Below are 24,105 nucleotides of genomic sequence, written 5' to 3' on the forward strand. Positions count from 1 at the left end.
GCGCTCAGCGGTTCCGGGCACACCGCTCTCCGACGCTGGTTAACCTGACCACCGACGCCGCACCCGCCACCGCAGGAGAACCCCACCCGTGCCCGACAACGCGCCCGCCTCGCTCCGCATCCTGATCAAGGGCAACTCCCTGGTCACCGCGATGTCGGAGTGGAACCAGACCCGGGAGCACTGGACCTTCCCGCGCGTCCTCGAGGAGACCCTCGCCGACCGCGGCCACCGGGTCGAGGTCGTGAACCGGTCGTTCGCCGGCGGCGTCGCCACCGCGCTCTTCCAGGACTGGGAGCGGGACGTGCACGTCTGGCGGCCCGACGTGATCATCACGACCTACGGCGAGTACGAGTGCATGCACGGCATCCTGCCGCGCTGGCTGGAGCGGCACGCCAACAACCTCAACAAGCGACCCGGCCCCGTCCGCGGCTTCTACCGCAAGCACCTGATCGGGCCGTTCTGGCAGTTCCTCGCCAAGGTGCAGCAGAAGGTCGACCGGGGGCTGCGCGACCGCCTGTTCGACAAGCGCGCCGACACGGTCGCCGGTCAGCTCGAGGAGTTCGTGCACCGCAGCCGCAAGGTCGGCAAGCCGCTGGTGCTCCAGTTCGAGCTGCTCCCGCCCGGGCCGCGCGGCAACCTGTGGTTCCCCGGGATGGCCTCGCGCCTGCTCAAGATGAACGCGGCGTTCCGGGCGATGGTGACCCGCCTCGACGACCCCGAGGTCCGGATCTTCCCGGTCTCCACGTACGCCGCCCAGGTCGACGCCCCGGACGGCAACCCGGTGCCGGACGGGTTCCACTACATCCCGGCGCTGCACGAGCTGATCGGGCGCGCGCTGGCCGACGAGATCGCGGCCTGGTCGGCCACCCCGGTCGCCCCGGTGGTCGCCCCGGTCGCCGCGGACGCCGCGTCGTGACCGCCAACGGACTCCGCGTCGCGCTGCTCGCCCAGGGCTGGACCGGCTTCAACGACGCCAGCCTGCGCGAGCTCGCCGGCCGCGGCGCCGAGATCCTGGTCAGCCGGCCGGCCGCGGACAACCCGAACGTCGAATTCAACGTCCGGATCGACGAGTTCGGCACCGACGTGTCCTGGTCGCGTCACCCCAGCGGCGCGGAGATCACCGCGATGCTGGACGACTTCGAGCCCGACGTCGTGCTGATGCACTCCTGGCACTACCGCCCCTACCGCGAGGGCCTCCAGGCGCAGCAGCCGGGGACGCTGCGGGTGCTCTGGATGGACAACATCTGGCGCAACACGCCCAAGCAGTGGCTCGGCCGGGTGGTCGGCCGGTACTGGGTGCGCAGGATCTTCGACGCCGTGATGGTGCCGAGCGACCGCACCGAGTTCTTCGCGCGCCGGCTCGGCTTCGCCCCGCACGACGTCATCCGCGGCTCGCTCTGCGCGGACACCAAGCTGTTCGGCAGCGACCCGCGCACGGCGACCGAGATCGGCGGCAGGCGGGCGTTCCTGTCCGTGCTCCGGCTGGTGCACCACAAGGGCGCCGACGTGCTCGCCGACGCCTACCGCCGCTACCGCGACACCACCGAGGACCCGTGGGACCTGCACGTGGTCGGGCGCGGCGAGATGGCCGGGCACTTCGAGGACCTGCCGGGCGTCGTACGGCACGAGTTCCTGCAGCCGGCCGAGGTGGCCGACCTGATGCGGGAGACGTCCTGCTACCTCAACCCCTCGCGCGAGGACCCGTACGCCGTGGTGCTGCACGAGGCGGCGCTGTGCGGACTTCCGATCATCACCAGCGAGTTCGTGGGCGCCGCGCCGACGATGGTCTCGGACGGCTCGAACGGCTGGGTCACCACCGCCGGGCGCGCCGACCTGCTCGCCGACGCCATGCGCCGGATGAGCGCGCTGCCGGCCGACCGGCTCGCCGAGATGTCCGACGTCAGCCGCAGCCTCGGCCGCCGGCTGGACACGCCGCGCTGGGCGCGGAACATGGAGGAGGAGCTGACCCGCCGGCTGGCGGAGAAGCGCGCCTCGCTCAGCGGCTGACCGCCTCCGGGCGGAAGAAGACGCCGTCCATCTGCAGGATGGCGCCGTCGGGAGCCGCCCAGCCCTGCTCCATCCCGACCAGGCGGAAGCCCTCGCCGTACGCCCAGCTGATCATCTCGTCGATCAGCCCGCCGCCGTCGTAGAGCGGGACCAGCGAGAGCTCGAGCTGCAGGCCGGCGATGCGGGGCAGGCTCTTCGCCGCACCGCGCAGCACCTGGCGCTCGAAGCCCTGGGTGTCGATCTTGAGGTAGACGCCACGGGCACCCGCGGTGATCTCGTCGAAGTGGTCGTCGAGACGCTCGACCCGGATCGTCTCCGAGCCGGTGTAGGTGACCTGCGGCGCGGCGCCGAGGTGCCCCTCGCCCATCGGCAGCAGCGAGCTGCTGTCGCTGTTGGAGGCGATGTTGATCTGCGCCTCGCCGGACTCCTCGCCGAGCGCGACGTTGCGCGCCTCCCAGCGCGGGTCGCCCGCGATGTCGGCGCTCAGCCGCTGGTACGCCGCCGAGAGCGGCTCGAAGGAGACGATCCGGCCGGTGTACCCGAACCCGCGGATCAGCCGGCCGTACCCGCCGTCGGCCGCACCCACGTCGAGGACCAGGTCGACCCCGTGACCCTCGAACATGCGCTGCCGGCGGGTCCCCGAGTGGCGGCGGATCTCGAAGCCCCGGTCGGCGAGGAGCTGCATGGCGCGGTTACGCAGGACGGACACGGATTCTCCTTTGCGCCGGCCATCCGGACCGGCGGGGACCAGTGTGCCTGCTCGCGGAGGCGGCTGCAGCGAACTGCCACGATTCAGGCGTCGGCCCCGAGTACCTGGAGCACGGTCGCCCGGGTGGGGACACCCGAGGCCCGTCCGATCTCGCGGCCGTGCTCGTCGAGGATCAGCGTCGTCGGCGTGCGCAGGATGCCGAGCCGGCGGACCACGTCCAGGTGGTGCTCGGCGTCGATGTCGAGGTGCGTGACGCCGGGGACCGAGCCGGCGACGTCCTCCAGGACCCGCCGGGTGGTGCGGCACGGGGCGCAGAACGCCGAGGAGAACTGGAGCAGCGTGTACTCGCTGCCGGCCTGCGCCTCCCACGGTGTCCCGGCCAGGACCGAGTCCGCGCGCTCGGCGGCCGGCGGCTGCTCGCCGTCCGCGCCCCGGACCCGGTGGGTCCCGCGGAACCGTCCGTCGGTGAGCGCACGGTAGGCGCCGAAGCAGAGCGACGCCGCGAGCGCGATCAGCAGGACCCAGGTTCCGGTGTTCACGACGACCTCAACAACAGCGGGCTCCATACATTCCACCCGGTCAGCCGCCCGCGAACGGGGGCAGGAACTCGACGGATTCACCCGGTTCGACCAGCACAGCGGCCGGGTCGGCGCTCGCGACCGGGCGGTCGGCGACCAGCACCGAGCAGGTCCCGAGCACCGCGGCGAACCGCTCCGAGGAGGCGTGCAGCGCCCGGGCGCGGGTGGTCAGGTCGGCCAGCGTGACCGCGCCGGCGACCTCCAGCCGGTCCTCCGCGACGCCCGCCGCGGCGCGCAGCGAGGCCCAGTAGCGGAGCGTGACGTGTCCGCTCTCTGAGTCAACCTGCCTCGGCCGGGGCTCCATGTTCGATATCCTTCCGCATCGAAGAAGACCGGGCACCGCCCGTGTCGGAGGGAGGGGCCGATGAGCACCCTGCTGCTGCTGACGAGCACGATGCAGCCCTCGGCCGAGGTGCTGCCCGGACTCGCCCTTCTCCCCCACCAGGTGAAGATCCTGCCCGCCGAGGGCAGCGCCCTGCTGGAGGCCCCGGCCTCGGACCTGGTCCTCATCGACGGCCGCCGGGACCTGGCCCAGGCCCGCGACCTGTGCCGGCTGATCCGCACCACCGGCTCCGACCAGCCGGTCCTGCTCATCGTCACCGAGGGCGGCCTGGCCGTCGTCGCCGCCGACTGGGGCATGGACGACGTGCTGCTGGAGTCGGTCGGCCCCGCCGAGATCGACGCCCGGATCCGGATCGCCCTCGGCCGACTCGACGCCGCCAAGGACCCCAACGATCCCGAGGCGCACATCATCCGCGGCGGCGAGGTCGTCGTCGACGAGGCGACGTACACCGCGAAGCTCGGCGGCCGCACGCTCGACCTGACCTTCAAGGAGTTCGAGCTCCTCAAGTACCTGGTCCAGCACCCGGGCCGCGTCTTCACCCGCGAGCAGCTGCTGCAGGAGGTCTGGGGGTACGACTACTTCGGCGGCACCCGTACCGTGGACGTGCACGTACGCCGCCTGCGCGCGAAGCTCGGCCCCGAGAACGAGTCCCTGATCGGCACCGTCCGCAACGTGGGCTATAGATTCGTGCTGCCCCCGAAGGAAAAGAACCGCGACCGCGAGGACGTGCCAGCGAATTGAGGCTGCGACAGTGAGCTTGGTGACCCGGATCGACCCTGCTGACTTCGACTCCGCCAGCGGCACGGGCCCCGCCGCCGAGGTCCGCCGGATCGCCGAGGCCTGCGACGTGGCCGACGGCGTCATCACCCTCAACGAGCAGGCCTGCCTGCAGCTGAAGTACCGCGGCCTGCGCGACGCAGCGCTCTGGATCGGCGACGAGGGCTTCGCTCTGCTGCACGGCCAGATCCTCGACGTCGCGGTGCACCCGATGGCCCGCAACCGCGGCACCGGCACCGCGCTGGCGCGCGCCGCCCTCGCCGAGGCCGCGACGACGGTGGGCAAGATCGAGGCCTGGTCGCACGGCGACCACCCCTCGGCCGGCCGGATCGCCTCCCGTCTCGGCATCCACAAGGAGCGCGAGCTGCGGATCATGGCTCGCCCCACCTCGGAGCCGGTGGTCGCGATCGACCCGCCCCCGGGCGTGCGGATCCGCACCTTCACCCCGGCCGACGAGGCCGCCCTGCTCGAGGTCAACGCGGCCGCGTTCTCGCACCACCCGGAGCAGGGGCACATGACGCACGAGGACTTCGCCGAGCGCGCCGGGGAGGCCTGGTTCGACCCCGAGGGCCTGTTCCTGGCGGTGCCGGAGGACGAGGACCCGTCCGAGCCCGAGCTGCTCGGCTTCCACTGGACCAAGGTCCACCGCGACGAGAACCCGCCCTACGGCGAGGTCTACGTGGTCGCGACCAACCCGAAGGCGGTCGGCCGCGGCCTGGGCAGCGTGCTCACCAACGCCGGCCTGGCGTACCTCGCGACCCAGGGCGTCGGCGAGGTGATCCTCTACGTCGACGGCGACAACGCGCCGGCGATCGCGGTCTACGACCGGCAGGGCTTCACCACGGTCCGCACCGAGGTGCAGTACCGCGGCACGGTGGACCCGAGCCGGCTGGAGGCCTAGGCCCCGACCGCCAGCGCGGCCCGGACCCGGTCCGCGATCTCCTCGGCGTTGGACCGCGCCTCGCGGCCGGCGCCGACGATGTTGAAGAACCCGTGGATCATCGCCGGGTAGCGCTTCGCCTCGACCTGTACGCCGTGCTCGGCCAGCAGGGCGGCGTACCGCTCGCCCTCGTCGCGCAGCGGGTCGAAGCCGGCGGTCACGACCAGTGCCGGCGCCAGGCCTGCGGGCAGCTCGGTGCGCAGCGCCAGCGAGGCGAGCGGATCGGCAGGGTCGGTCCCCTCGGGCAGGTACCAGTCGGTGAGCTGGTCCATGCCGGTGCGGCTCAGGTAGAAGCCGCCGCCGTCGAACAGCTCGCGGCTGCGGCTCCGGGTCACGAAGTCGGCCACCGGGTAGACGAGCAGCTGGAACGCCAACGGCAGACCGGCCTCGGCCGCCTTGATCGCCGTGGTGGCCGCGAGGTTCCCGCCCGCCGAGTCGCCGCCGACCGCGAGCCGGGTCGGGTCGGCGTTGACCGCCTCGGCGTTCTCCACCAGCCACCGGTAGGCCGCGAAGCAGTCCTCCACCGGGCCCGGGAACGGGTTCTCCGGCGCCAGCCCGTAGTCCACCGCCAGGACCTGGATGCCGGCCCGTTCGGCGAGCACCCGGCAGGCGGCGTCGTGGCTCTCCAGGTCGCCGAGCGCGAACCCGCCGCCGTGGACGAACATCAGCGTCGGCACCGCGTCGTCGCGCAGCCGTGCGGCCGGCTGGTAGAGCCGGGCGGCGAGCGGCCCGGTCGCACCGTCGACGATCAGGTCGCGGACCGCGCCGATCGGCTGCCGGCCGGCGACCATCGGTGCCTGCACGTCGACCACGGCCCGTGACTCCGCCAGCGGCAGCTCGCCGAGGCAGGGCTGCCGGGTGAGCCGCTGCAGGGTCAGCAGCATCTGCGTCTCGGCGGCCAGCGTCTGACCGTCGAGGACGACGGGCTTGCGCAGCAGCGTCCGCTGGACCTTCTCGGGCAGGCCCATGGCGGCGCGCAGGACGACGGTCTCGACGGTGGTCTTCAGCGACGGCATGGGCGAAAACTACTTCACCCGACGTTCACCTGATGGTGCGAGACTGATTTTCATGACCACCGACACCTTCGCGTCCGACCCGGATCAGGGTCCGCTCGAGTCGAGCCTGAGGGTGGTGGCCCCCTTCGACGTCGACCCGCCGTACGAGCCGGTCGCCGACGACCTGGAGGAGCAGTTCCCGGACCGCTTCCTGGACCGCGAGCTCTCCTGGCTGCGGTTCAACCAGCGGGTCCTCGAGCTCGCCGAGAACCCGGAGCTCCCGCTGCTGGAGCGGGCCCGGTTCCTGGCCATCTTCACCAGCAACCTCGACGAGTTCTTCATGGTCCGCGTGGCCGGCCTGAAGCGCCGCATCGTCGCCGGCGTCGCGGTCCGGGCGGCCTCCGGGCTGATGCCGAAGGAGGTGCTGGCCCAGATCTGGTCGGAGAGCGCGGTGCTCATGCAGCGGCAGGCCCAGGTCTTCCGCGAGCAGATCATCCCGGCGCTCGCCGACGAGGGCATCGAGCTGGTCCGCTGGGACGACCTGGACCGCGAGGAGCAGCGGGTCTGCAAGCGGATCTTCAAGGAGCGGGTCTTCCCGGTGCTGACGCCGCTCGCCGTCGACCCCGCGCACCCCTTCCCGTACATCTCCGGGCTCTCGCTCAACCTCGCCGTGCTGGTCGCGAACCCGAAGACCGGCAAGGAGCACTTCGCCCGCGTCAAGGTGCCGCAGATCTTCAACCGGTTCATCCCGCTCGGCAACCAGCGGTTCGTCCCCCTCGAGGACGTCATCGCCGAGCACCTCAAGCGCCTCTTCCCGGGCATGGAGGTGCGCGCGGTGCACACCTTCCGGGTCACCCGCAACGAGGACCTGGAGGTCGAGGAGGACGACGCCGAGAACCTGCTCCAGGCGCTCGAGAAGGAGCTGCTGCGCCGCCGGTTCGGCCCGCCGGTCCGGCTGGAGGTCGAGGAGAGCATCGACGAGCACGTGCTCGACCTGCTCGTCTCCGAGCTCGACATCAGCAACGAGGAGGTCGTCCGCCTTCCCGGTCCGCTGGACCTGCGCGGCCTGCACGACATCGCCGACCTCGACCGCCAGGACCTGAAGTACGAGGCGTTCCTGCCGGCGACCCACCGGCTGCTCGCCCCGGTCGAGTCCGCCTCGCCGGTCGACGTGTTCAAGGCGGTCTCGCGCAGCGACGTGCTGCTGCACCACCCCTACGACTCGTTCAGCACCTCCGTGCAGCGGTTCATCGAGCAGGCCGCGGCCGACCCGCACGTGCTGGCGATCAAGCAGACCCTGTACCGGACCTCCGGCGACTCCCCGATCATCGATGCCCTCGTGGACGCGGCCGAGGCGGGCAAGCAGGTGCTGGTGATCGTCGAGATCAAGGCCCGCTTCGACGAGCAGGCGAACATCCGCTGGGCCCGCAAGCTCGAGCAGGCCGGCTGCCACGTGGTCTACGGACTGGTCGGCCTGAAGACCCACTGCAAGCTCGCGATGGCGGTCCGCGAAGAGGCCGACGGGATCAAGCGCTACACCCACATCGGCACCGGCAACTACAACCCGAAGACCGCCCGGATGTACGAGGACTTCGGCCTGCTCACCACCAACGAGGCGATCGGCGAGGACGTCGCCCACCTGTTCAACAACCTCAGCGGCTGGTCGCGCAACGCGTCCTACGAGCAGCTGATGGTGGCGCCGGACTCGGTCCGCGCGGGACTGATCGGCCGGATCCGCGCCGAGGTGGCGAACCACCGGGCCGGCCTCCCGGCCCGGATCCGGATCAAGGCGAACTCGATCGTCGACGAGGCCCTCATCGACGAGCTGTACCACGCCTCGCGGGCCGAAGTCCCGATCGAGCTGCTGGTCCGCGGCATCTGCGCGGTCCGGCCGGGTGTCCCGGGGCTGAGCGAGACGATCCGGGTCCGCTCGATCCTGGGGCGCTTCCTGGAGCACAGCCGGATCTTCTGGTTCGAGAACGGCGGCAGCCCGGAGGCCTACATCGGCTCGGCCGACATGATGCACCGCAACCTCGACCGCCGCGTCGAGGTCCTCGTCAAGCTGCCCGAGCCGGAGCTGGTCGCTCAGGTGGGCGGGGTCCTCGACCGCGCGTTCGACGAGCACACCGCCGCCTGGCACCTCGGGGCCGACGGCTCCTGGACGGCGAACGCCTCCCCGGACGGCGAGCCGCTGGTGAACCTGCAGGACTACCTGGTCAGCCGGCAGCGCCGGCGCAACCGGTAGCCGACTCGATCAGCAGGTCGCGAACAGGACCGGGCCGCTGTCCAGCGCGGACAGCACGAAGCCGGTCTTCTTCCGCGGCTCGAAGACCAGCCTCACCGCAGCGCCGTCGGTCGACGCGTCGGTCAGCTTGAGCTCGTCGCCGAAGGAGCCACCGCGGCCGAGGGCGTCGCCGACGGCGAGCTTCGCTCGTGCCTCGAGGTTCTCCTTCGCCTGGCCGCTGCTCTCGTAGAGCTGCACGACCTCCAGCTGCCGGTCCGGGGTGAGCGCCATCAGCATCCCGGTCATCGGGGTGACCTTGCCGGCCTTGTCGATGAGCGTCTGCGCGGCGTCCTGGCTGTCCTGGTCGGCCTGGGACATCGCCAGGTCGGTGCAGACGAAGTCGCGCGGCCAGACCATCGCCGCGACCGGGTCGTCCGTCTTGCCGACCAGCTCGCGCACGCTGTCGAGGTCGCCGAGCGAGGGCTTGTCGCCGCGCGCCACGGCTGCCGCCACGGCGGCGTACTCGGCGGTGTCGCTGGTGACGACCAGGTGCTCGTCGGCGAGCACGGCGACGTACTGGAGCTCCGGGGTGATCGTCGGGTCGATCGACGCGACCAGGTCGGTGCCGCCCTCCCAGACCCCGTCGTCCTGCTTCGGCTCCTGGAAGCCGAGCTCGGCCAGGTGGTCGGTGACCTTCTCGAAGTCGAACCCGTCCGGCATCCGCGCCACCATCGTCGCGCCCGCGGCGGCCTGCCCGTAGGCCTCCCACTGCATCGTCAGCGGGGAGAAGCCGAAGTTCTCCTGCAGGGCCGCGGTCGACTCGTCCACGCTGGAGACGGCCGACAGGTCCGTGTCGTACCCGCGCGAAGCGAGCTTCTCGACGGCCGCGGCGCCGGTGCCCTTCACCCCGAGCTGCGCCCGGACGCCGGCCCAGTCGGTGTAGGAGAGCCGCTGGGTGCTGCGCGGGACCACGTCGACCGCGTCCCGCAGCTCGCTGCGGTGGCCGCGCTTCCACAGCACCGCCCCGCCACCGACGACGAGGACGCCCAGCACCAGCGCCATGACGATCGTCACGGCCGACGCGCGGCGGCGTTCACCCATCGTTGCTTCCCCCCTGCTCGGTTCCCGGTGAGACTAGCGGCATGGCCCCCACGGACTCGCCGGCCGACCCGGCTCCCGGATCCGACATCGTCGCCGCGGGCGCGGTCGTGCTGAGACGACGGAACGGCGGCGAGGTGCTCCTGGTGCACCGGCCGAAGTACGACGACTGGGCCTGGCCCAAGGGAAAGCGCGACCCCGGGGAGCACGTCGCGGCCGCGGCCGTGCGCGAGGTGCTGGAGGAGACCGGCGTGGAGATCCGCCTCGGCCGGCCGCTCCCGCCGCAGCTCTACACGGTCGCCAGCGGCCGGACCAAGATCGTGCACTACTGGACGGGCCACCCGGTCGGGAGCAAGCGCGTCTCCTGGTACGCCGCCAACGACGAGATCGACCAGGTCGGCTGGTTCGGCCTGGAGAAGGCCCGCCGGTTGCTCACCTACACCGACGACATCGACCTGCTGGACCGGGTGGCGCGGCATCCGCGCAGGACCCGGGCGCTCGTCGTCGTCCGGCACGCCCGCGCCCGGAAGCGGGCGAGCTGGGCCGGACCGGACAGCGAGCGCGGGCTCACCGCGGTCGGGCAGGTCCAGGCGCGCAGCCTGGCCCCGGTGCTGTCGGCGTACGGGGTGTCGCGGGTGATGACCTCGGACTCCACGCGGTGCCTGCGGACGGTGGCGCCGTACGCCGCCGACCACGTGCTGCCGATCGAAGCGGTCCCTGGCCTGAACGAGGAGGAGGCCTCGCCGCTGTCGGTCCGGCAGGCCGTCCAGGAGCTCATCGCGTCGAAGGAGAACGCGGTGCTCTGCACGCACCGGCCGGTGCTGCCCGAGGTGTTCGCCGAGCTCGGCATCGAGGAGGAGCCGCTGGCGCAGGGCGAGCTGGTGGTCTGCCACCACCGGCAGGGCCGGGTCGTCGCGACGGAGCGCCACCTGGTCCGCTGAGGACCGGAACCGGCGGTCCCGACGTGATCCGGGTCTCGCTCCCGCGTGAGCACCGCGCAATGGCGGTTTCCCGTTCACCCGCCGTTCACCTGCGGCGGGCGGTCGTGTCACTTCGGATTCCTACCTTCTCGGTGTCCAGTCGTTTAACAACAGGAGATCGAAGTGAACCGGACCGTCCTGCGCCGCGTTGCAGCTCCCAGCATCGCCGCACTCGCTCTCGGCCTCGCCGTGTCGGCATGCGGTGCCGGCAACGAGACCGGAGGCTCCACCAGCTCCGACCTGTCCGGCACCCTGAAGGGCGCCGGCTCCTCCGCCCAGGAGTCCGCCATGGACGCCTGGCGCGCCGGGTTCCAGACCGACAACCCCGACGTCACCGTGAACTACGACCCGGCCGGCTCCGGCGCGGGTGTCGAGCAGTTCAACGCCGGCGCCATCGACTACGCCGGCTCCGACTCGGCCCTCGACCCGGAGAAGGGTGAGGACGCGGCCGCCAAGGAGCGCTGCGGTGCCGACGCGCTGCAGGTCCCGAACTACATCAGCCCGATCGCGCTCGTCTACAACCTGGACGGCGTCGACAAGCTGCAGCTGTCCGCCAAGACCGTCGCGGGCATCTTCGACGGCACGATCAAGAAGTGGAACGACCCGGCCATCGCCGCCGAGAACGCCGGCGTGACCCTGCCGGCCGACGCGATCGCTCCGGTGCACCGCTCCGACGAGTCGGGCACGACCAAGAACTTCACCGACTACCTGGAGAAGGCGTCCGACGGCGCCTGGAAGTTCCCGGCCGACAAGGTGTGGCCGATCAAGTCCGGTGAGGCCGCCAACGGCACCTCCGGCGTGATCGCCGCCGTCAAGGCAGGCAAGGGCAGCATCGGCTACGCCGACGAGAGCCAGGCCGGCGACCTGTCGCAGGCCTCGATCAAGGTCGGCGACGCGTACGTCGCCCCGTCCGCCGAGGGTGCCGCGAAGGCGCTCGAGGCCTCGCCGATCGACGACAGCCGCCCCGAGGGCAGCCTCGTGATCAAGGTCGACCGGGCCACCACCGAGGCCGGCGCCTACCCGCTGATGCTCACCTCCTACGTGTTCGCGTGCCCGACCTACGACAAGGCCAAGGCCGACCTCGTCAAGGGCTTCCTGAGCTACGTCGTGAGCACCAAGGGCCAGGAGGAGGCGGCCAAGAACGCCGGCTCCGCGCCGCTGCCCGCCTCGCTCCAGGAGAAGGCCGCCGCGATCATCGACACGATCTCGGCCAAGTGACCCGCGAGGACAATCAACTCCCGTGAGCACCATGACGACGGAGACCGGATCGCCCAAGCGACGCTTGGGCGATCTGGTCTTCGCCAACCTCACCCGCATCGCCGGCGCGACCATCCTTGTCGCCCTGGCGGGCGTCGCCATCTTCCTGACCGTCGAGGGGATCCCCGGCCTGACCGCCGGGCCCGCCGACCTCAAGGGGCACGACAACTTCCTGGCCTACGTGTGGCCGCTCGTCTTCGGCACCCTGCTCGCCGCCGTGATCGCGCTGGTGATCGCGGTGCCGCTGGCGCTGGCCGTCGCCCTGGCCGTCTCGCACTTCGCCCCGCGCCGGGTCGCGACGGCGGTCGGCTACCTCGTCGACCTCCTGGCCGCGGTCCCGTCGGTCGTCTACGGCCTCTGGGGCATCGGCTTCCTGGGCCCGCGCCTGGTGCCGACGTACGACTGGCTCGACCAGCACCTCGGCTTCATCCCGTTCTTCGCCGGCCCGGCCTCGCCGACCGGCCGCACCATCCTCACCGCCGGCATCGTGCTGGCGATCATGGTGCTCCCGATCATCACCGCGATCACCCGCGAGATCTTCACCCAGACCCCCCGGCTCAACGAGGAGGCCGCGCTCGCGCTCGGCGCCACCCGCTGGGAGATGGTCCGGCTGGCCGTGCTGCCGTACGGCCGCTCGGGCATCGTCTCGGCCTCGATGCTGGGTCTCGGCCGGGCGCTCGGCGAGACGATGGCCGTCGCCATGGTGCTCTCCGCCAGCGGCGTGGTCACCTTCAACCTGATCTCCTCGACGAACCCGTCGACCATCGCGGCGAACATCGCCCTCACCTTCGCCGATGCCACCGGCCTCCAGCGGAACGCGCTGATCGCCACCGGCCTGGTCCTGTTCGTGATCACGTTCGCGGTGAACTTCGCCGCCCGCGCGATCGTCGCCCGCTACGAGCCGGGGAGGAAGTGATGACGACCCTGCAGACCGCACCCGAGACCGAGCACCGCCTGCGCGGCGCCCAGCTCCCCCGCTACGCCACCCTGGTCGCCGTCGCCGTCGCGGTCGCCGCCGGCGCGCTGGTCGGCCTGACCCTCGGCTGGGGACCGGCCGGCATCGTGATCGTCTCGACGGTGTTCTTCCTCGTCGGCCTGACGGTGTGGTCGCGCCTGGTCGAGAACGCCCGCCGGGCCACCGACCGGCTGGTCACCTCGCTCGTCTGGGTCGCGCTCGGCATCGCCTTCATCCCGCTGGTCTCCCTGCTCTGGCAGGTCATCTCGCACGGTCTCCCGCAGATCAACGTGAAGTTCATGACCTGGACCATGCGCAACGTCATCGGCGAGCCGGGCGGCATCTACCACGCCATCATCGGCACCCTGATCATCACGCTCTGCGCGACCGTCATCTCCGTCCCGGTCGGCCTGCTGTCCGGCATCTACCTGGTCGAGTACGGCGGCACCTCCCGCCTCGCCGGCTGGATCCGGTTCCTCGTCGACGTGATGACCGGGATCCCCTCGATCGTGGCCGGCCTCTTCGCCTACGCGCTGTTCTCGATCCTCATCGGACCGGGTACCCAGCTCGGTATCGGCGGCGGCGTGGCACTCTCGTTGTTGATGATCCCGATCGTGGTCCGCTCCACCGAGGAGATGCTCAAGCTGGTCCCCCACGACCTGCGCGAGGCGTCGTACGCCCTGGGCGTGCCGAAGTGGAAGACCGTCCTCAAGGTGGTCCTGCCGACCGCCATGGCCGGCATCATCACGGGCATCACCCTGGCCATCGCCCGGGTCATCGGCGAGACCGCCCCGCTGCTCATCATCTGCGGCAGCACCGACTCGCTGAACTACAACCCCTTCCACGGGCAGATGGCGAGCCTGCCGGTCTTCATCTACTCCAGCTACACCCAGCCCGGCAGCAACCCCGAGATCCTCCAGAACATGGCCTGGGGTGCTGCACTGGTGCTGATCGTCATCGTGATGGCGCTCAACCTGATCGCCCGGATCGCGGGCCGCGTCTTCGCCCCGAAGTCCGGACACTGAAAGACCAAGGAACACACATGGCCAAGAGCATCGACGTCTCTGACCTCAACATCTACTACGGCGACTTCCTCGCGGTCGAGGGCGTCTCCATGACCATCACCGCGCGGTCGGTGACGGCGCTGATCGGCCCCAGCGGCTGCGGCAAGTCCACGTTCCTGCGCACCCTCAACCGGATGCACGAGGTGATCCCCGGGGCCCACGTGGAGGGCAAGGTCCTCGTGGACGGGCAGTCGCTGTACGACCCGAACGTGGACCCGGTGGAGGTGCGCCGGATGGTCGGCATGGTCTTCCAGCGCCCGAACCCGTTCCCCACGATGTCCATCTACGAGAACGTGCTCGCCGGACTGCGGCTGAACAACAAGCGGCTCTCCAGGTCCGACGCCGACGCCGTGGTGGAGCGCTCGCTGCAGGGCGCGAACCTCTGGAACGAGGTCAAGGACCGGCTCAACAAGCCCGGCATGGGCCTCTCCGGCGGCCAGCAGCAGCGACTCTGCATCGCCCGCGCCATCGCCGTGGAGCCGCAGGTGCTGCTCATGGACGAGCCGTGCTCCGCCCTCGACCCGATCTCGACCTCCGCCATCGAGGACCTGATCCACGAGCTCAAGGAGCAGTACACGATCGTCATCGTGACCCACAACATGCAGCAGGCCGCCCGGGTCTCCGAGGACACCGCCTTCTTCAACCTGGCCGGCGCCGGCAAGCCCGGCCGTCTCATCGAGATGAACCCCACCAAGAAGATCTTCAGCGTCCCGGACGAGGAGGCCACCGAGGCCTACATCTCCGGCCGCTTCGGCTGAGCCGGCCTGCCTCCTCAGGCACCTCGGCAGACAGGGACCGGAGGAAGCCGCCAGGCATGCGAATGTCGCTGCCGGGTGCAGTGCGGCGCACTCCCGCCCCTCACGCAACATTTGCATGTGCACGGGCCAGCCGAACGGCCTCCGACAGCACCGAGACGACGTACGCCGGGTCGAAGATCACCTGCGTCCAGCTGAACCGGATGACCGTCCAGCCCAGGAGCGCGAAGCTGTTGTACCGCGCGCAGTCGCGGGTCAGCGCCGCCTTGTCCCCGTGCCAGGCGAAGCTCTCGGCCTCGATCACGATCATGAGCGCCGGGTCGGCCAGGTCCGGGTGCAGGTCGCGACCGCCGACCCGGATCGGGTGCTGCGCGACCACCGCGAGCCCCGGCACCGTGGAGGCGATCGCCCGGAGCACCGACTCGTACGGGTTCGCAGCGCGCGTCCCCGCCATGGCCGCCACCCCCATGGCGCGCGCCCGACCGCGGCCCCGCATCGAATGCGCGATGGCGCGGAGTCCCGTCAGCGAGACGTCCCCGCACCGGACCGCGCTCTCCACGATGGGCAACGACTCCTCGAGCGGCAGCATCCGCATGCAGTCCACGAGAGTGCGGCGCTTGGTGGTCACGCCGTCGCTCACGTCCTCCGCCGGCAGGTCCGACCAGTGCGGTACGAGGAACCGCCGGGCCGCCCTCTCCACCCTGCGGGTGCGCGGGAAGGTCACGTCCGGCCTGTCGGGGACCAGCCTTTGGCCCCAGCCGTGGGCCTGAGCGGCGCTCCGCATCGAGAGGACACCGTGGTGGCCGACCGCGACCTTCCGCGCTGCGGACAACGAAGGAAGCGTGAACCTGCCGCGCCCGACCCGTTCGATCGTCCCGCTCGCCACCGCGCGCTCCACCGTCGACCGGGAGAACCGCTGCGCCAGATCACGACGTCCGGACGCGCCACCACAGCCGGCGAGGAAGGCGGCGACGTCCATCCGGCGAGGGTGCCCGAGCCGCGGCCGTCGGCGTCGGGGCTTTCCACAGGCCGGTTCGCCGGCCGCCCGGCATGCGAATGTCGCGGGAGGGACGGATGGTCAGCGCATACGACGCAGCAGCGACATTCGCATGCGCGGATGCGCACCAGCCGGACTCACCGACAAGAGAGCCGCCCAAAGCCGCCCAGCCCGACTAAGGCAGGCGGAACACCCACCGGAGGACGACGTACACCAGGGCGGCTGCGGTTCCGGCCGCCGGGAAGGTGAGGACCCAGGCGGTGACGATGGAGCGGGCGACGCCCCACCGGACCGCGGAGAACCTCTTGGTGGCGCCGGCACCCATGATCGCCGAGGTGATCGTGTGGGTGGTCGAGATCGGCGCGTGGTAGACGAAGGCCGTGGTGTAGAGGACGGCCGCACCCACGGACTCGGCGGCGAAGCCGCGGGCCGGGTCCAGGGCGATGATCTTGCGTCCCAAGGTGCGCATGATCCGCCAGCCACCGGCATAGGTGCCCAGGGAGATCGCGGTGGCCGCGGAGACGATCACCCAGAGCGGGAGGTCGTCGTTGGCCGATGCATAGCCTCCGGCCACCAGGGCGAGGAAGATGACGCCCATCGTCTTCTGGGCGTCCTGCAGGCCGTGGCCCAGGGCGAGGGCGGCGGCGGAGACGGTCTGGGAGAGGCGGAAGCCGCGCTGCACCTTGTGCGGGTTCCGGCGCCGGAAGATCCACATGATCGAGAGCATCACGGCGAAGGCGGCGCCGAAGCCGAAGATCGGCGACAGCACCATCGGGATCAGCACCTTGTCGATGATGGTCTGCCAGTGCACCACGGCACCGGCGGCCAGCGCCGCACCGACCAGGCCGCCGATCAGTGCGTGCGAGGACGAGGACGGCAGGCCGAAGTACCAGGTGACCAGGTTCCAGGCGATCGCGCCGAGCAGGCCGGCGAGCACGATGATCAGGCCGTGGTTGCCGTCGGGCACCGAGATGGTGTCGCTCACCGTGTGCGCGACTTCCTGGCCGAGCAGGGCACCGACGAAGTTCATGATCGCGGCGAGGATGAGCGCCAGCCGCGGGGTGAGTGCCCGGGTGGACACCGACGTGGCGATCGCGTTGGCAGCGTCGTGGAACCCGTTCGTGTAGTCGAACGCGAGGGCAACGACGACCACCGCAATCACGATGGCAAGGTCCACCGGTCAGGACTCCTTGACGTGGATCTGCTCCACGATGTTGGCGACCCGCTCGAAGGCGTCGATCGCGTGCTCCAGGGAGTCCACGATGTCCTTCAGCTTCATCACCTCGAGCGCCTCGTACTGGCCGCTGAACAGCTTGGCCAGGATGCGCCGGTAGCTCTTGTCGCCGGTGTTCTCCAGGCGGTTGATCTCGATCCAGTACTCCTCGAGGTCCTTCATGCTCTGCAGGCCCGGCATCGAGGCCGCGGTGAGCTCGGCGCAGCGCTGGATGACCTCGATCTGCTCGGCGACGCCGGCAGGCAGGTGCTCCACCTCGTAGAGGAGGACCAGGTCGACGGCCTCCTCCATGTAGTCCATGACGTCGTCCAGCCCCGAGGTGAGCGCGTAGATGTCCTCGCGGTCGAACGGCGTGACGAAGGTGCTGTTCACCCGCCGGACGATCTCGTGGGTGGTCTCGTCGGCCTCGTGCTCCGCCTCGCGCATCCGATGCGAGAGGGAGGCGCGGTCGGAGCCCTCGGAGAGGAGCTCGGACACCAGCGCGGCACCGGCGACGAGGTGCTCGGCCTGCCGGGTGAACAGGGTGTAGAAGGCAGTGTCGACGGGCTTGAACTTCAACGCCACGGTGAACTCCAGGGGAGCAGGATCAGAACGGGTCACATGCTAGGTGCTGAACACCGCGAACACGCAAGCCGCGCCTCCGCCCGTTATCCGAATCACAGCAGCGGGCACGCCGCCCCCTCGCCGGGGTCACGGCGGCCGGAGTCAGCGCAGGCCGAGCAGCTTGTCGATCTCCTCTGCCGGGAGCGGCCCCTCGGACAGGTTGGCAGCAGCCATCAACGAGGTGGTGAGCTCCACCTCGTCGAACAGTTCGGTGTCCTCGAGCTCGACGTCGAACGGGTCGCCGGACACGACGCCCTCCTCCCCGGGCACCCGCCGGACGCGGAAACCCCCTCAGTAAGGGTTTACACCCAATTGCCAAGGGGCTCCGACCGAATGGTCGAAGCCCCTTGGTGAATTCTGCTGTCAGACCGGGCGGACGTTCTCCGCCTGCGGGCCCTTCGGGCCCTGGGTGACGTCGAACTCGACCTTCTGGTTCTCGTCGAGGGACTTGTAACCCTGCGACTGGATGGCCGAGTAGTGAACGAAGACGTCGTCGCCGCCGTTCTCCTGCGCGATGAAGCCGAAGCCCTTCTCGGCGTTGAACCACTTAACGGTGCCCTGAGCCATGCTCGTATTTCTCCTTGTTCGGGGCGAGAGACGACCACCTCGGTTGCCTCTTGCAGATGCGGTGATACGTCGTCCCGCCTCGCATGGAGAAGAAACGCCGTTGGATCACGAACTCCAACTGCGTTGGTTACCGCTGGAACTCGCACCTGCAGGCAAGACACTACCAACTGACGGCCGGTTGTCACGCTCCCGGAGCCGCGATCTGGGGAGAGTTGGCAGACGGTTCGTCGCGCGTTCGCGCGGGGTTCCTCCGGGCGCGTGCCCAATCCCGGGGTGGATCGTTGGGCTAGGAGGAGCCCGGGAGTGCGACAATTCGTTCCGAAGTGCGGCATTCGGTCCGCACGCGTGAGAGGGTTCTGACTGCAGGGCTCGCACCGCCCGTGGGTTCATGGGCGGCGGACAGGGAAGGGGTGTGTCGTGGCACGGAACCGCCGCGCCGACTCTGCTGACCCTGCACACGAGTCGGACCAGCGTCCGGGCACCGAGGACGACGCCCGGATCGACCCCCTGCGCGTCGCGTCCGCCGGCCTCGAGGACGTCGAGGAGGAGGCCAACGCCACCCGCTCGCCGTCGGCTTTCCAGGACACCGGCGCCGGGATCGACCCGCTGGCCCTGCTGAGCTCCGCCCTCGACGAGAGCGCCGAGGACGTCCGGCCGGAGCCGGCGAAGCCTCGCGCGCGCGGGCGCCGTACGCCGGACAAGGCGGACGCACCCGAGCCCCTGACCACCGCACCCCAGGCCGAGCCGGTCGCCGACGACCCCGTCGCCGAGGACGCCGGCCCGCGCGTGACCACCTGGGCCGCTGACCTGGCCGACGACGCCGGGCCGCTCGGGCCGTGGGTGACCGGGGAGATCCCGGTGATCCGTGCCGAGCTGGCCGCCGCCGTACCGGAGGACACCGCGGTCTCCGCGGAGCCGGACGACGAGGCGACCTCCCGCCGCGGCTCGCGCCGCACCGGCCGCCGCCGTCCGCGCCGCGAGGCGGCCGCCGGAGCCGCCGAGGTCGAGTCCCCGGTCGTGGCGCCGACTCCCTCCTCCCCCGAGCTGGTCGACCCGCTCGCCCTGGCGCGGGCCGCGGTCGACGACTCCGGCGAGAACGCCACCGGCGTGCCGCCGGTCCCCGCCTTCCTCGCGAACTACCTGGACGTGCCGGAGGAGCAGCCTGCCGCGGGACGGGACGACAGCCTCGTCCCCGAGAGCGTCGCGGACGAGCCGTGGAACGTCGACGTCGACGGCGGGTCGTCGCCCGCCTCGATCCTCGGTTCCTACCTGGACCCCGAGGGCGAATCCAGCGCCGAGGACCGCCGGCTGGCCGCGGAGCGCGACGAGCAGCACCGGCTGCACGTGGAGCGCGAGGCCGCCGAGGAGGCCGAGGCCGCCCGGCTCGCAGCCGAGCGAAAGGCAGCCGAGCAGGCCGAGGCCGAGCGGGAGGCGGCCCAGGAAGCGGCCCAGGAAGCGGCCCAGGAAGCGGCCCAGCAGGCGGAGTCCGCCCGGATCGCCGCCCTCGCGGCCGCGGCCGAGGAGGACGAGCGTCAGCGGCTTGCCGCCGAGCAGGCCGAGGCGGAGCGCCTCGCCGCCGAGCGGAAGGCCGCCGAGGAGGCGGAGTCCGCCCGGATCGCGGCGGAGATCGCCGCCATCGAGGAGGCCGAGCGCAGACGCGCCGCCGAGGAGCAGGCCGCCGCCGACGAGGCCGAGCGCCAGCGCCTCGCCGCCGAGCAGGCCGAGGCCGACCGGATCGCCGCCGAGCGGAAGGCCGCCGAGGAGGCGGAGTCCGCCCGGATCGCCGCCGAGATCGCCGCCATCGAGGAGGCCGAACGCCAGCGCGTGGCCGCCGAGGAGGCCGAGGCGGYACGCATCGAGGCCGAGCGCCTCGCCGCCGCGGAGGCCGAGCGCGCGGCCGCCGAGGAGGCCGTCCGCGTGGAGGCCGAGCGGGTCGCCGCCGAGGAGGCCGAGCGCCAGCGCCTCGTCGACGAGGCCACCGCCCAGGAGCGTCGCGAGGTCGAGGCTGCCGAGGCCGCCCGTCTCGCCGCGGAGGCCGCCGAGGCCCGCCGGATCGAGGCCATCCGTGAAGCGGCCCAGCGGCGTGAGACCGCACGTCTCGCCGCACTGCAGGCCGAGGAGCAGCGGCGCGAGGCCGAGGAGGCCGAGCGCCAGCGGCTCGAGCGCGAACGGTTGGAGCGTGCCCGCCAGGAGGCGATCGAGCGCGAGAAGGCGCGTCGCGCCGCAGTGGTCGCCGAGCAGGAGCGCCTCGCCGCCGAGAAGGCCGAGGCCGAGCGCATCGAGCGCGAACGACGTGAGCACGAGCTGGCCGAGCTCCGCGAGCAGGACCGCCAGCGCCGGCTTGCCGAGAAGGCCGAGGCCGTCCGGCTCGAGGCCGAGGCGCACGAGGCCGGCCGGATCGAGTCCGAGCGCGCTGCCGCCCAGCTGGCCGAGGACGAGCGCCTGGAGGCGCTGCGGGTCGCCGAGGTGGAGGCCTACGAGGCGTTCCTCGCCGCGGAGGCCGACGAGGCCCACCGGATCGAGGCCGACCGACTGGCCGCCCAGGAGGCCGAGGCGGGCAGGCTCGAGGGCATCGCCCTCGCGCTGGTCCGGGCCGAGGAGGCTCGGCTCGCCGCAGAGGCCGAGGAGGCCCGCCGGATCGAGTCCGACCGGATCGAGGCGCAGCGCGCCGAGGCCGACCGGCTGGAGGCCGAGCGTCTGGCCGCCATCGAGGCCGAGAAGCAGCGCCTCGCCGCCGAGAAGGCCGAGGCCGAGCGGATCGAGACCGAGCGCGCCGCCGCGCAGCAGGCCGAGGCCGACCGGCTGGAGGCACTGCGGCTGGCCGCCATCGCGGCCGAGAAGCAGCGCCTGGCCGAGGAGAGGGCCGAGGCCGAGCGGATCGAGACCGAGCGCGCCGCGGCCCAGCTGGCGGAGGAGGAGCGGCTCGCCGCGATCAAGGCCGAGGAGGAGCGCCTCGCCGCCGAGCTCGCCGAGGCCGAGCGCCTGGAGTCCGAGCGCGCCGCCGCCCAGCAGGCCGAGACCGACCGCCTCGAGGCCGTGCGCCTGGAGGCGGAGCGCCTCGCCGCGATCAAGGCGGAGGAGGAACGCCTCGCCGCCGAGCAGGCCGAGGCCGAGCGGCTCGCTGCCGAGCGCGCCGCCGCCGAGCTGGCGGAGGCCGAGCGCCTGGAGGCCCTGCGGCTGGCTGCGATCGAGGCCGAGAAGCAGCGCCTCGCCGCCGAGCTCGCCGAGGCCGAGCGGATCGAGACCGACCGGGCAGCCGCCCAGCAGGCCGAGGCCGACCGCCTCGAGGCGCTGCGCCTGGCCGCCGAGGAGGCCGAGCGTCAGCGGATCGCGGCGGAGAAGGCCGAGCGTCGCCGCCTCGCCGCCGAGAAGGCCGAGGCGATCCGCCTGGAGAACGACCGCGTCGAGGCCCAGCGCGCCGAGGAGGAGCGCTTGGAGCGCGTCCGGGTCGAGGCGGAGCGTCTGGCGGCCGAGCAGGCCGAGGCCGAGCGCCTCGCCGCCGAGGCCGCGGAGGCTGCGCGGGTCGAGGCGGAGCGTGCTGCGGCCCAGCGTGCCGAGGACGAGCGCCTCGCCGCGATCAAGGCCGAGGAGGAGCGCCTCGCCGCCGAGCAGGCCGAGGCGGAGCGTCTCGCCGCCGAGCGCGCCGAGGCCGACCGCGCCGAGGCCGAGCGGATCGCCGCCGCGGAGGCCGAGGCAGCACGTATCGCCGCGATCACCGCGCGCCGGGAGGCCGCTCTCGCCGAGCAGCGCCGGATCGCCGAGGAGAAGGCCGAGGCCGAGCGCATCGCCGCCGAGGAGCGCGCCCGCCGTCGTGCCGAGGCGCTGCGCGCCCAGCAGGAGCTGATCGCCGCCCAGCGTGTCGAGAAGGAGCGGATCGCCGCCGAGCGTGCCGCCTGGGAGCGTCAGGCCGCCGAGCGTGCCGCCCGGGCTGCCGCGCCCCGGGCACCGGGCCGCGCCACCGGCGCACCCGCCGAGGACATCGAGGTCGCCCCGACGACCGCTGCCGCGCCACCGGCTCCGGCCGCGCACGCCGCGACGGCCGCCCTGGCCGGCGGTCTGCCGCACGCCGTCACCGCACCGCTCACCGAGGGCGCCGACGCGGACCACCTGCCGGAGGAGCCGGTCGTCGAGCAGTGGACCGAGGCGCCCGCCGAGCCGGTCGGGGACGAGCCGGTGGTCATCGACGCCCGCGCCGCCCGCAAGGCCGCCAAGGCGGAGCGCAAGGCCGCGGAGAAGGCCGCCAAGGAGCAGGCCGCACGCGAGGCGGCCGAGCGGAAGGCCGCCGAGGAGGCTGCCCGGAAGGCCGCCCAGCGCGCGTCCGCCCCGGCGGCGCCGGTCAGGGAGGCCCGGCTGCCGTCCACCGGCGATCCGGTCCCGCGCTTCATCGAGTTCCGTCCCGGCAACGGGCTGCGCTACGTCTTCGGCACCCTGTTCACGATCTTCTCCGTCGGCGCCGTGCTCGCGATCCTCTGGGCGGTTTCGTCCGGCGGTTCCAACGCCGTGATCGGCGCCGTCGGGATGACCGCGCTCGCGATGGCGTCGTGGTGGGCGCTGCTCAACTGGACGCCCGCGATCGTCTCGATCAGCGACGGGACGCTGGAGATCTCGCGCGGTTCGGGCTCGGACAGCTGGGACCTGCGCGACTCCGAGACCGAGATCAGCTTCACGGGCTCGCCGACGGCACGGAACTGGAAGGCCACCATCCGCGGCAACGACGGCAAGCGTCACGTGCTCAGCTCGAACGCGGTCGACCCGGTGCAGTTCGTCGACATCGTCGAGGCCTACCGCGTCTCCTGAATTTCAATCAACTGATTCAATCAGTTGATACAGTCCTGCCATGGCGACCGCGACCCGGCACGACGCGAGCGCCGCGGACACCGAGACGCGGCTGCTCGACGCTGCCGAGCGCCTGTTCGCCGAGCGCGGCGTGGGGGCGGTGTCGCTGCGCGCCGTGATGCAGGAGGCGGGCACCAACGTGGCGGCGATCCACTACCACTTCGGGTCCAAGGAAGCGCTGCTCGAAGCCGTCGTACGCCGCCGTACCGCTGACGTGTCGACCAGCCGCGACCTGCTCCTCGAGGGGCCGGGCGAGGACACCGCGCGGTCCCTGGCCGCGGCCTTCATCCACCCGCTGCTGACCCTGGTCGAGAGCGGCGGCCGGGACTGGGTCCGGATGGTCGCCCACCTGCTCTCCGCCAACGACCCGGCGCTCGGCCCGATCTCGACCACCTTCTTCGACCGCAACGCCGCGTTCGTCGCCCGGGTCGCCCGGCTCGACCCGACGGCCGGCCCACGCACGGTCGCCTTCCGGCTCGCCCAGGCGATGAGCCTGACGCTGCGCGTCCTCGGCGACCTCGAACGCACCCAGGTCCTGATGGCCGGCGACGGCGAACCGTGGACGCCGCAGGAGGTCACCGAGCAGCTGCTCGACCTCGTCGCCTCGGTCCTGGCCGGACCACCCGCCTGACCTGACCGGCACCACCTGATCAGTCCCCCACCGAGCAGAAGGACACCATGGGCACCAACCAGCGCTCCCAGGTCGAGATGACGACCGACGAGATCACCGCGTTCCTCGCCAGCCAGCGCACCGCGACGCTCGTCACCCTCGGCGCCACCGGCCACCCGCACGCGGTCGCGATGTGGTTCGCGCTGATCGACGGCACGATCTGGTTCGAGACCAAGGCCAAGGCGCAGAAGGCCCTGAACCTGAGCCGCGACCCGCGCGTCACCGTGCTCGTCGAGGACGGTCTCACCTACGACACGCTGCGCGGCGTCTCGATGGAGGGGCGCGCCGAGATCGTCGACGACCCGGACGCGCTCTGGGCGGTCGGCGTGAGCGTCTGGGAGCGCTACAACAGCGAGTACACCGAGGAGCTGCGTCCCTTCGTCGAGCTCATGCTGCACAAGCGGGTGGCCGTCCGTTTCGACGTCGACCGGATCCGCTCCTGGGACCACCGCAAGCTCGGCCTCGACCCGATCCCGCTCGGTGGCAGCACCGCGCCGACCACCGAAGGAGCCTGAC

General features: G+C 71.8%; 23 protein-coding genes. 13 read left to right on the forward strand and 10 right to left on the reverse strand.

Going from position 1 to position 24,105, the window contains the following annotated elements; all coding sequences use genetic code 11:
* Window positions 1-88 precede the first annotated feature (88 nt).
* Together AB4Y76_RS04010 and AB4Y76_RS04015 are read left to right on the forward strand one after the other, a co-directional pair.
* Window positions 89-916, forward strand: a complete 828-nt coding sequence (locus tag AB4Y76_RS04010) for an SGNH/GDSL hydrolase family protein (RefSeq protein ID WP_441922362.1) — start codon at window positions 89-91, stop codon at window positions 914-916.
* Window positions 913-2,007 carry a glycosyltransferase family 4 protein gene (locus AB4Y76_RS04015; RefSeq protein WP_441922363.1) on the forward strand — a complete coding sequence of 365 codons (1,095 nt, stop codon included), beginning with the start codon at window positions 913-915 and terminating at the stop codon, window positions 2,005-2,007. The genes AB4Y76_RS04010 and AB4Y76_RS04015 overlap by 4 nt, the downstream gene beginning before the upstream one ends.
* On the opposite strand, the gene AB4Y76_RS04020 is transcribed toward AB4Y76_RS04015, so the two are convergent.
* The 3 genes from AB4Y76_RS04020 to AB4Y76_RS04030 form a co-directional block, all read right to left on the reverse strand.
* Window positions 1,997-2,716, reverse strand: a complete 720-nt coding sequence (locus tag AB4Y76_RS04020) for an FkbM family methyltransferase (protein WP_441922365.1) — start codon at window positions 2,714-2,716, stop codon at window positions 1,997-1,999. The genes AB4Y76_RS04015 and AB4Y76_RS04020 overlap by 11 nt on opposite strands.
* A gap of 83 nt (window positions 2,717-2,799) precedes the next feature.
* Window positions 2,800-3,255, reverse strand: coding sequence for a thioredoxin family protein (locus tag AB4Y76_RS04025; RefSeq protein ID WP_441922367.1), 456 nt, complete (start codon window positions 3,253-3,255; stop codon window positions 2,800-2,802).
* 40 nt (window positions 3,256-3,295) lie between these two features.
* Window positions 3,296-3,598: a MoaD/ThiS family protein gene (locus tag AB4Y76_RS04030; RefSeq protein WP_441922369.1), complete on the reverse strand. Its 303-nt coding sequence runs from the start codon at window positions 3,596-3,598 to the stop codon at window positions 3,296-3,298.
* 60 nt (window positions 3,599-3,658) lie between these two features.
* Here AB4Y76_RS04030 and AB4Y76_RS04035 point away from each other — a divergent pair, with 60 nt between their 5' ends.
* Together AB4Y76_RS04035 and mshD are read left to right on the forward strand one after the other, a co-directional pair.
* Entirely contained in the window at window positions 3,659-4,378 is a 720-nt protein-coding gene (locus AB4Y76_RS04035; protein ID WP_441922371.1) for a winged helix-turn-helix domain-containing protein, read from the forward strand.
* 10 nt (window positions 4,379-4,388) lie between these two features.
* Window positions 4,389-5,315 carry a mycothiol synthase gene (mshD, locus tag AB4Y76_RS04040; protein WP_441922373.1) on the forward strand — a complete coding sequence of 309 codons (927 nt, stop codon included), beginning with the start codon at window positions 4,389-4,391 and terminating at the stop codon, window positions 5,313-5,315.
* Here the strand turns inward: mshD and AB4Y76_RS04045 are convergent.
* Window positions 5,312-6,370: an alpha/beta hydrolase gene (locus AB4Y76_RS04045; protein ID WP_441922375.1), complete on the reverse strand. Its 1,059-nt coding sequence runs from the start codon at window positions 6,368-6,370 to the stop codon at window positions 5,312-5,314. The two genes, mshD and AB4Y76_RS04045, sit on opposite strands and share 4 nt — an antisense overlap.
* A 52-nt stretch (window positions 6,371-6,422) precedes the next feature.
* Here AB4Y76_RS04045 and AB4Y76_RS04050 point away from each other — a divergent pair, with 52 nt between their 5' ends.
* Window positions 6,423-8,594: an RNA degradosome polyphosphate kinase gene (locus AB4Y76_RS04050; RefSeq protein WP_441922377.1), complete on the forward strand. Its 2,172-nt coding sequence runs from the start codon at window positions 6,423-6,425 to the stop codon at window positions 8,592-8,594.
* Window positions 8,595-8,603: 9 nt separating this feature from the next.
* On the opposite strand, the gene AB4Y76_RS04055 is transcribed toward AB4Y76_RS04050, so the two are convergent.
* Window positions 8,604-9,674, reverse strand: a complete 1,071-nt coding sequence (locus AB4Y76_RS04055) for a hypothetical protein (RefSeq protein WP_441922379.1) — start codon at window positions 9,672-9,674, stop codon at window positions 8,604-8,606.
* Between the two features lie 41 nt (window positions 9,675-9,715).
* Here AB4Y76_RS04055 and AB4Y76_RS04060 point away from each other — a divergent pair, with 41 nt between their 5' ends.
* The 5 genes from AB4Y76_RS04060 (at window position 9,716) to pstB (ending at window position 14,685) form a co-directional block, all read left to right on the forward strand.
* Entirely contained in the window at window positions 9,716-10,612 is an 897-nt protein-coding gene (locus AB4Y76_RS04060) for an NUDIX hydrolase (protein ID WP_441922381.1), read from the forward strand.
* 162 nt (window positions 10,613-10,774) lie between these two features.
* The gene (gene pstS, locus AB4Y76_RS04065; protein ID WP_441922383.1) at window positions 10,775-11,869 is read left to right on the forward strand and encodes a phosphate ABC transporter substrate-binding protein PstS; all 1,095 of its coding nucleotides are present in this window, start codon (window positions 10,775-10,777) and stop codon (window positions 11,867-11,869) included.
* Between the two features lie 31 nt (window positions 11,870-11,900).
* Window positions 11,901-12,824 (forward strand): phosphate ABC transporter permease subunit PstC, encoded by a 924-nt coding sequence (pstC, locus tag AB4Y76_RS04070; protein ID WP_441922385.1) that lies wholly within the window; start codon window positions 11,901-11,903, stop codon window positions 12,822-12,824.
* Entirely contained in the window at window positions 12,824-13,888 is a 1,065-nt protein-coding gene (pstA, locus tag AB4Y76_RS04075; protein ID WP_441922387.1) for a phosphate ABC transporter permease PstA, read from the forward strand. Before pstC ends, pstA begins: the two co-directional genes overlap by 1 nt.
* 17 nt (window positions 13,889-13,905) lie before the next feature.
* Entirely contained in the window at window positions 13,906-14,685 is a 780-nt protein-coding gene (gene pstB / locus AB4Y76_RS04080) for a phosphate ABC transporter ATP-binding protein PstB (RefSeq protein WP_441922389.1), read from the forward strand.
* Window positions 14,686-14,785: 100 nt separating this feature from the next.
* Here the strand turns inward: pstB and AB4Y76_RS04085 are convergent, their stop codons facing one another.
* The 5 genes from AB4Y76_RS04085 to AB4Y76_RS04105 form a co-directional block, all read right to left on the reverse strand.
* Entirely contained in the window at window positions 14,786-15,661 is an 876-nt protein-coding gene (locus AB4Y76_RS04085; protein WP_441922391.1) for a hypothetical protein, read from the reverse strand.
* Between the two features lie 193 nt (window positions 15,662-15,854).
* On the reverse strand, window positions 15,855-16,856 hold the full coding sequence (locus tag AB4Y76_RS04090) for an anion permease (protein ID WP_441922393.1): 1,002 nt from the start codon (window positions 16,854-16,856) through the stop codon (window positions 15,855-15,857).
* Window positions 16,857-16,859: 3 nt separating this feature from the next.
* Window positions 16,860-17,477 carry a DUF47 domain-containing protein gene (locus AB4Y76_RS04095; RefSeq protein WP_441922395.1) on the reverse strand — a complete coding sequence of 206 codons (618 nt, stop codon included), beginning with the start codon at window positions 17,475-17,477 and terminating at the stop codon, window positions 16,860-16,862.
* Window positions 17,478-17,618: 141 nt separating this feature from the next.
* Window positions 17,619-17,765 carry a hypothetical protein gene (locus tag AB4Y76_RS04100; RefSeq protein WP_441922397.1) on the reverse strand — a complete coding sequence of 49 codons (147 nt, stop codon included), beginning with the start codon at window positions 17,763-17,765 and terminating at the stop codon, window positions 17,619-17,621.
* Between the two features lie 114 nt (window positions 17,766-17,879).
* Window positions 17,880-18,083: a cold-shock protein gene (locus AB4Y76_RS04105; RefSeq protein ID WP_441922399.1), complete on the reverse strand. Its 204-nt coding sequence runs from the start codon at window positions 18,081-18,083 to the stop codon at window positions 17,880-17,882.
* A 417-nt stretch (window positions 18,084-18,500) separates the two neighbouring features.
* Here AB4Y76_RS04105 and AB4Y76_RS04110 point away from each other — a divergent pair, with 417 nt between their 5' ends.
* The 3 genes from AB4Y76_RS04110 to AB4Y76_RS04120 are packed head-to-tail and all read left to right on the forward strand — an operon-like array spanning window position 18,501 to window position 24,104.
* The gene (locus AB4Y76_RS04110; RefSeq protein ID WP_441922401.1) at window positions 18,501-22,880 is read left to right on the forward strand and encodes a hypothetical protein; all 4,380 of its coding nucleotides are present in this window, start codon (window positions 18,501-18,503) and stop codon (window positions 22,878-22,880) included.
* A 40-nt stretch (window positions 22,881-22,920) separates the two neighbouring features.
* Window positions 22,921-23,550: a TetR/AcrR family transcriptional regulator gene (locus AB4Y76_RS04115; protein WP_441922403.1), complete on the forward strand. Its 630-nt coding sequence runs from the start codon at window positions 22,921-22,923 to the stop codon at window positions 23,548-23,550.
* A gap of 47 nt (window positions 23,551-23,597) precedes the next feature.
* Window positions 23,598-24,104 carry a pyridoxamine 5'-phosphate oxidase family protein gene (locus AB4Y76_RS04120; protein ID WP_441922405.1) on the forward strand — a complete coding sequence of 169 codons (507 nt, stop codon included), beginning with the start codon at window positions 23,598-23,600 and terminating at the stop codon, window positions 24,102-24,104.
* Window position 24,105 lies beyond the last annotated feature (1 nt).

The organism is Marmoricola sp. RAF53, from assembly GCF_052114005.1.
Taxonomy (GTDB): Bacteria; Actinomycetota; Actinomycetes; order Propionibacteriales; family Nocardioidaceae; genus Marmoricola.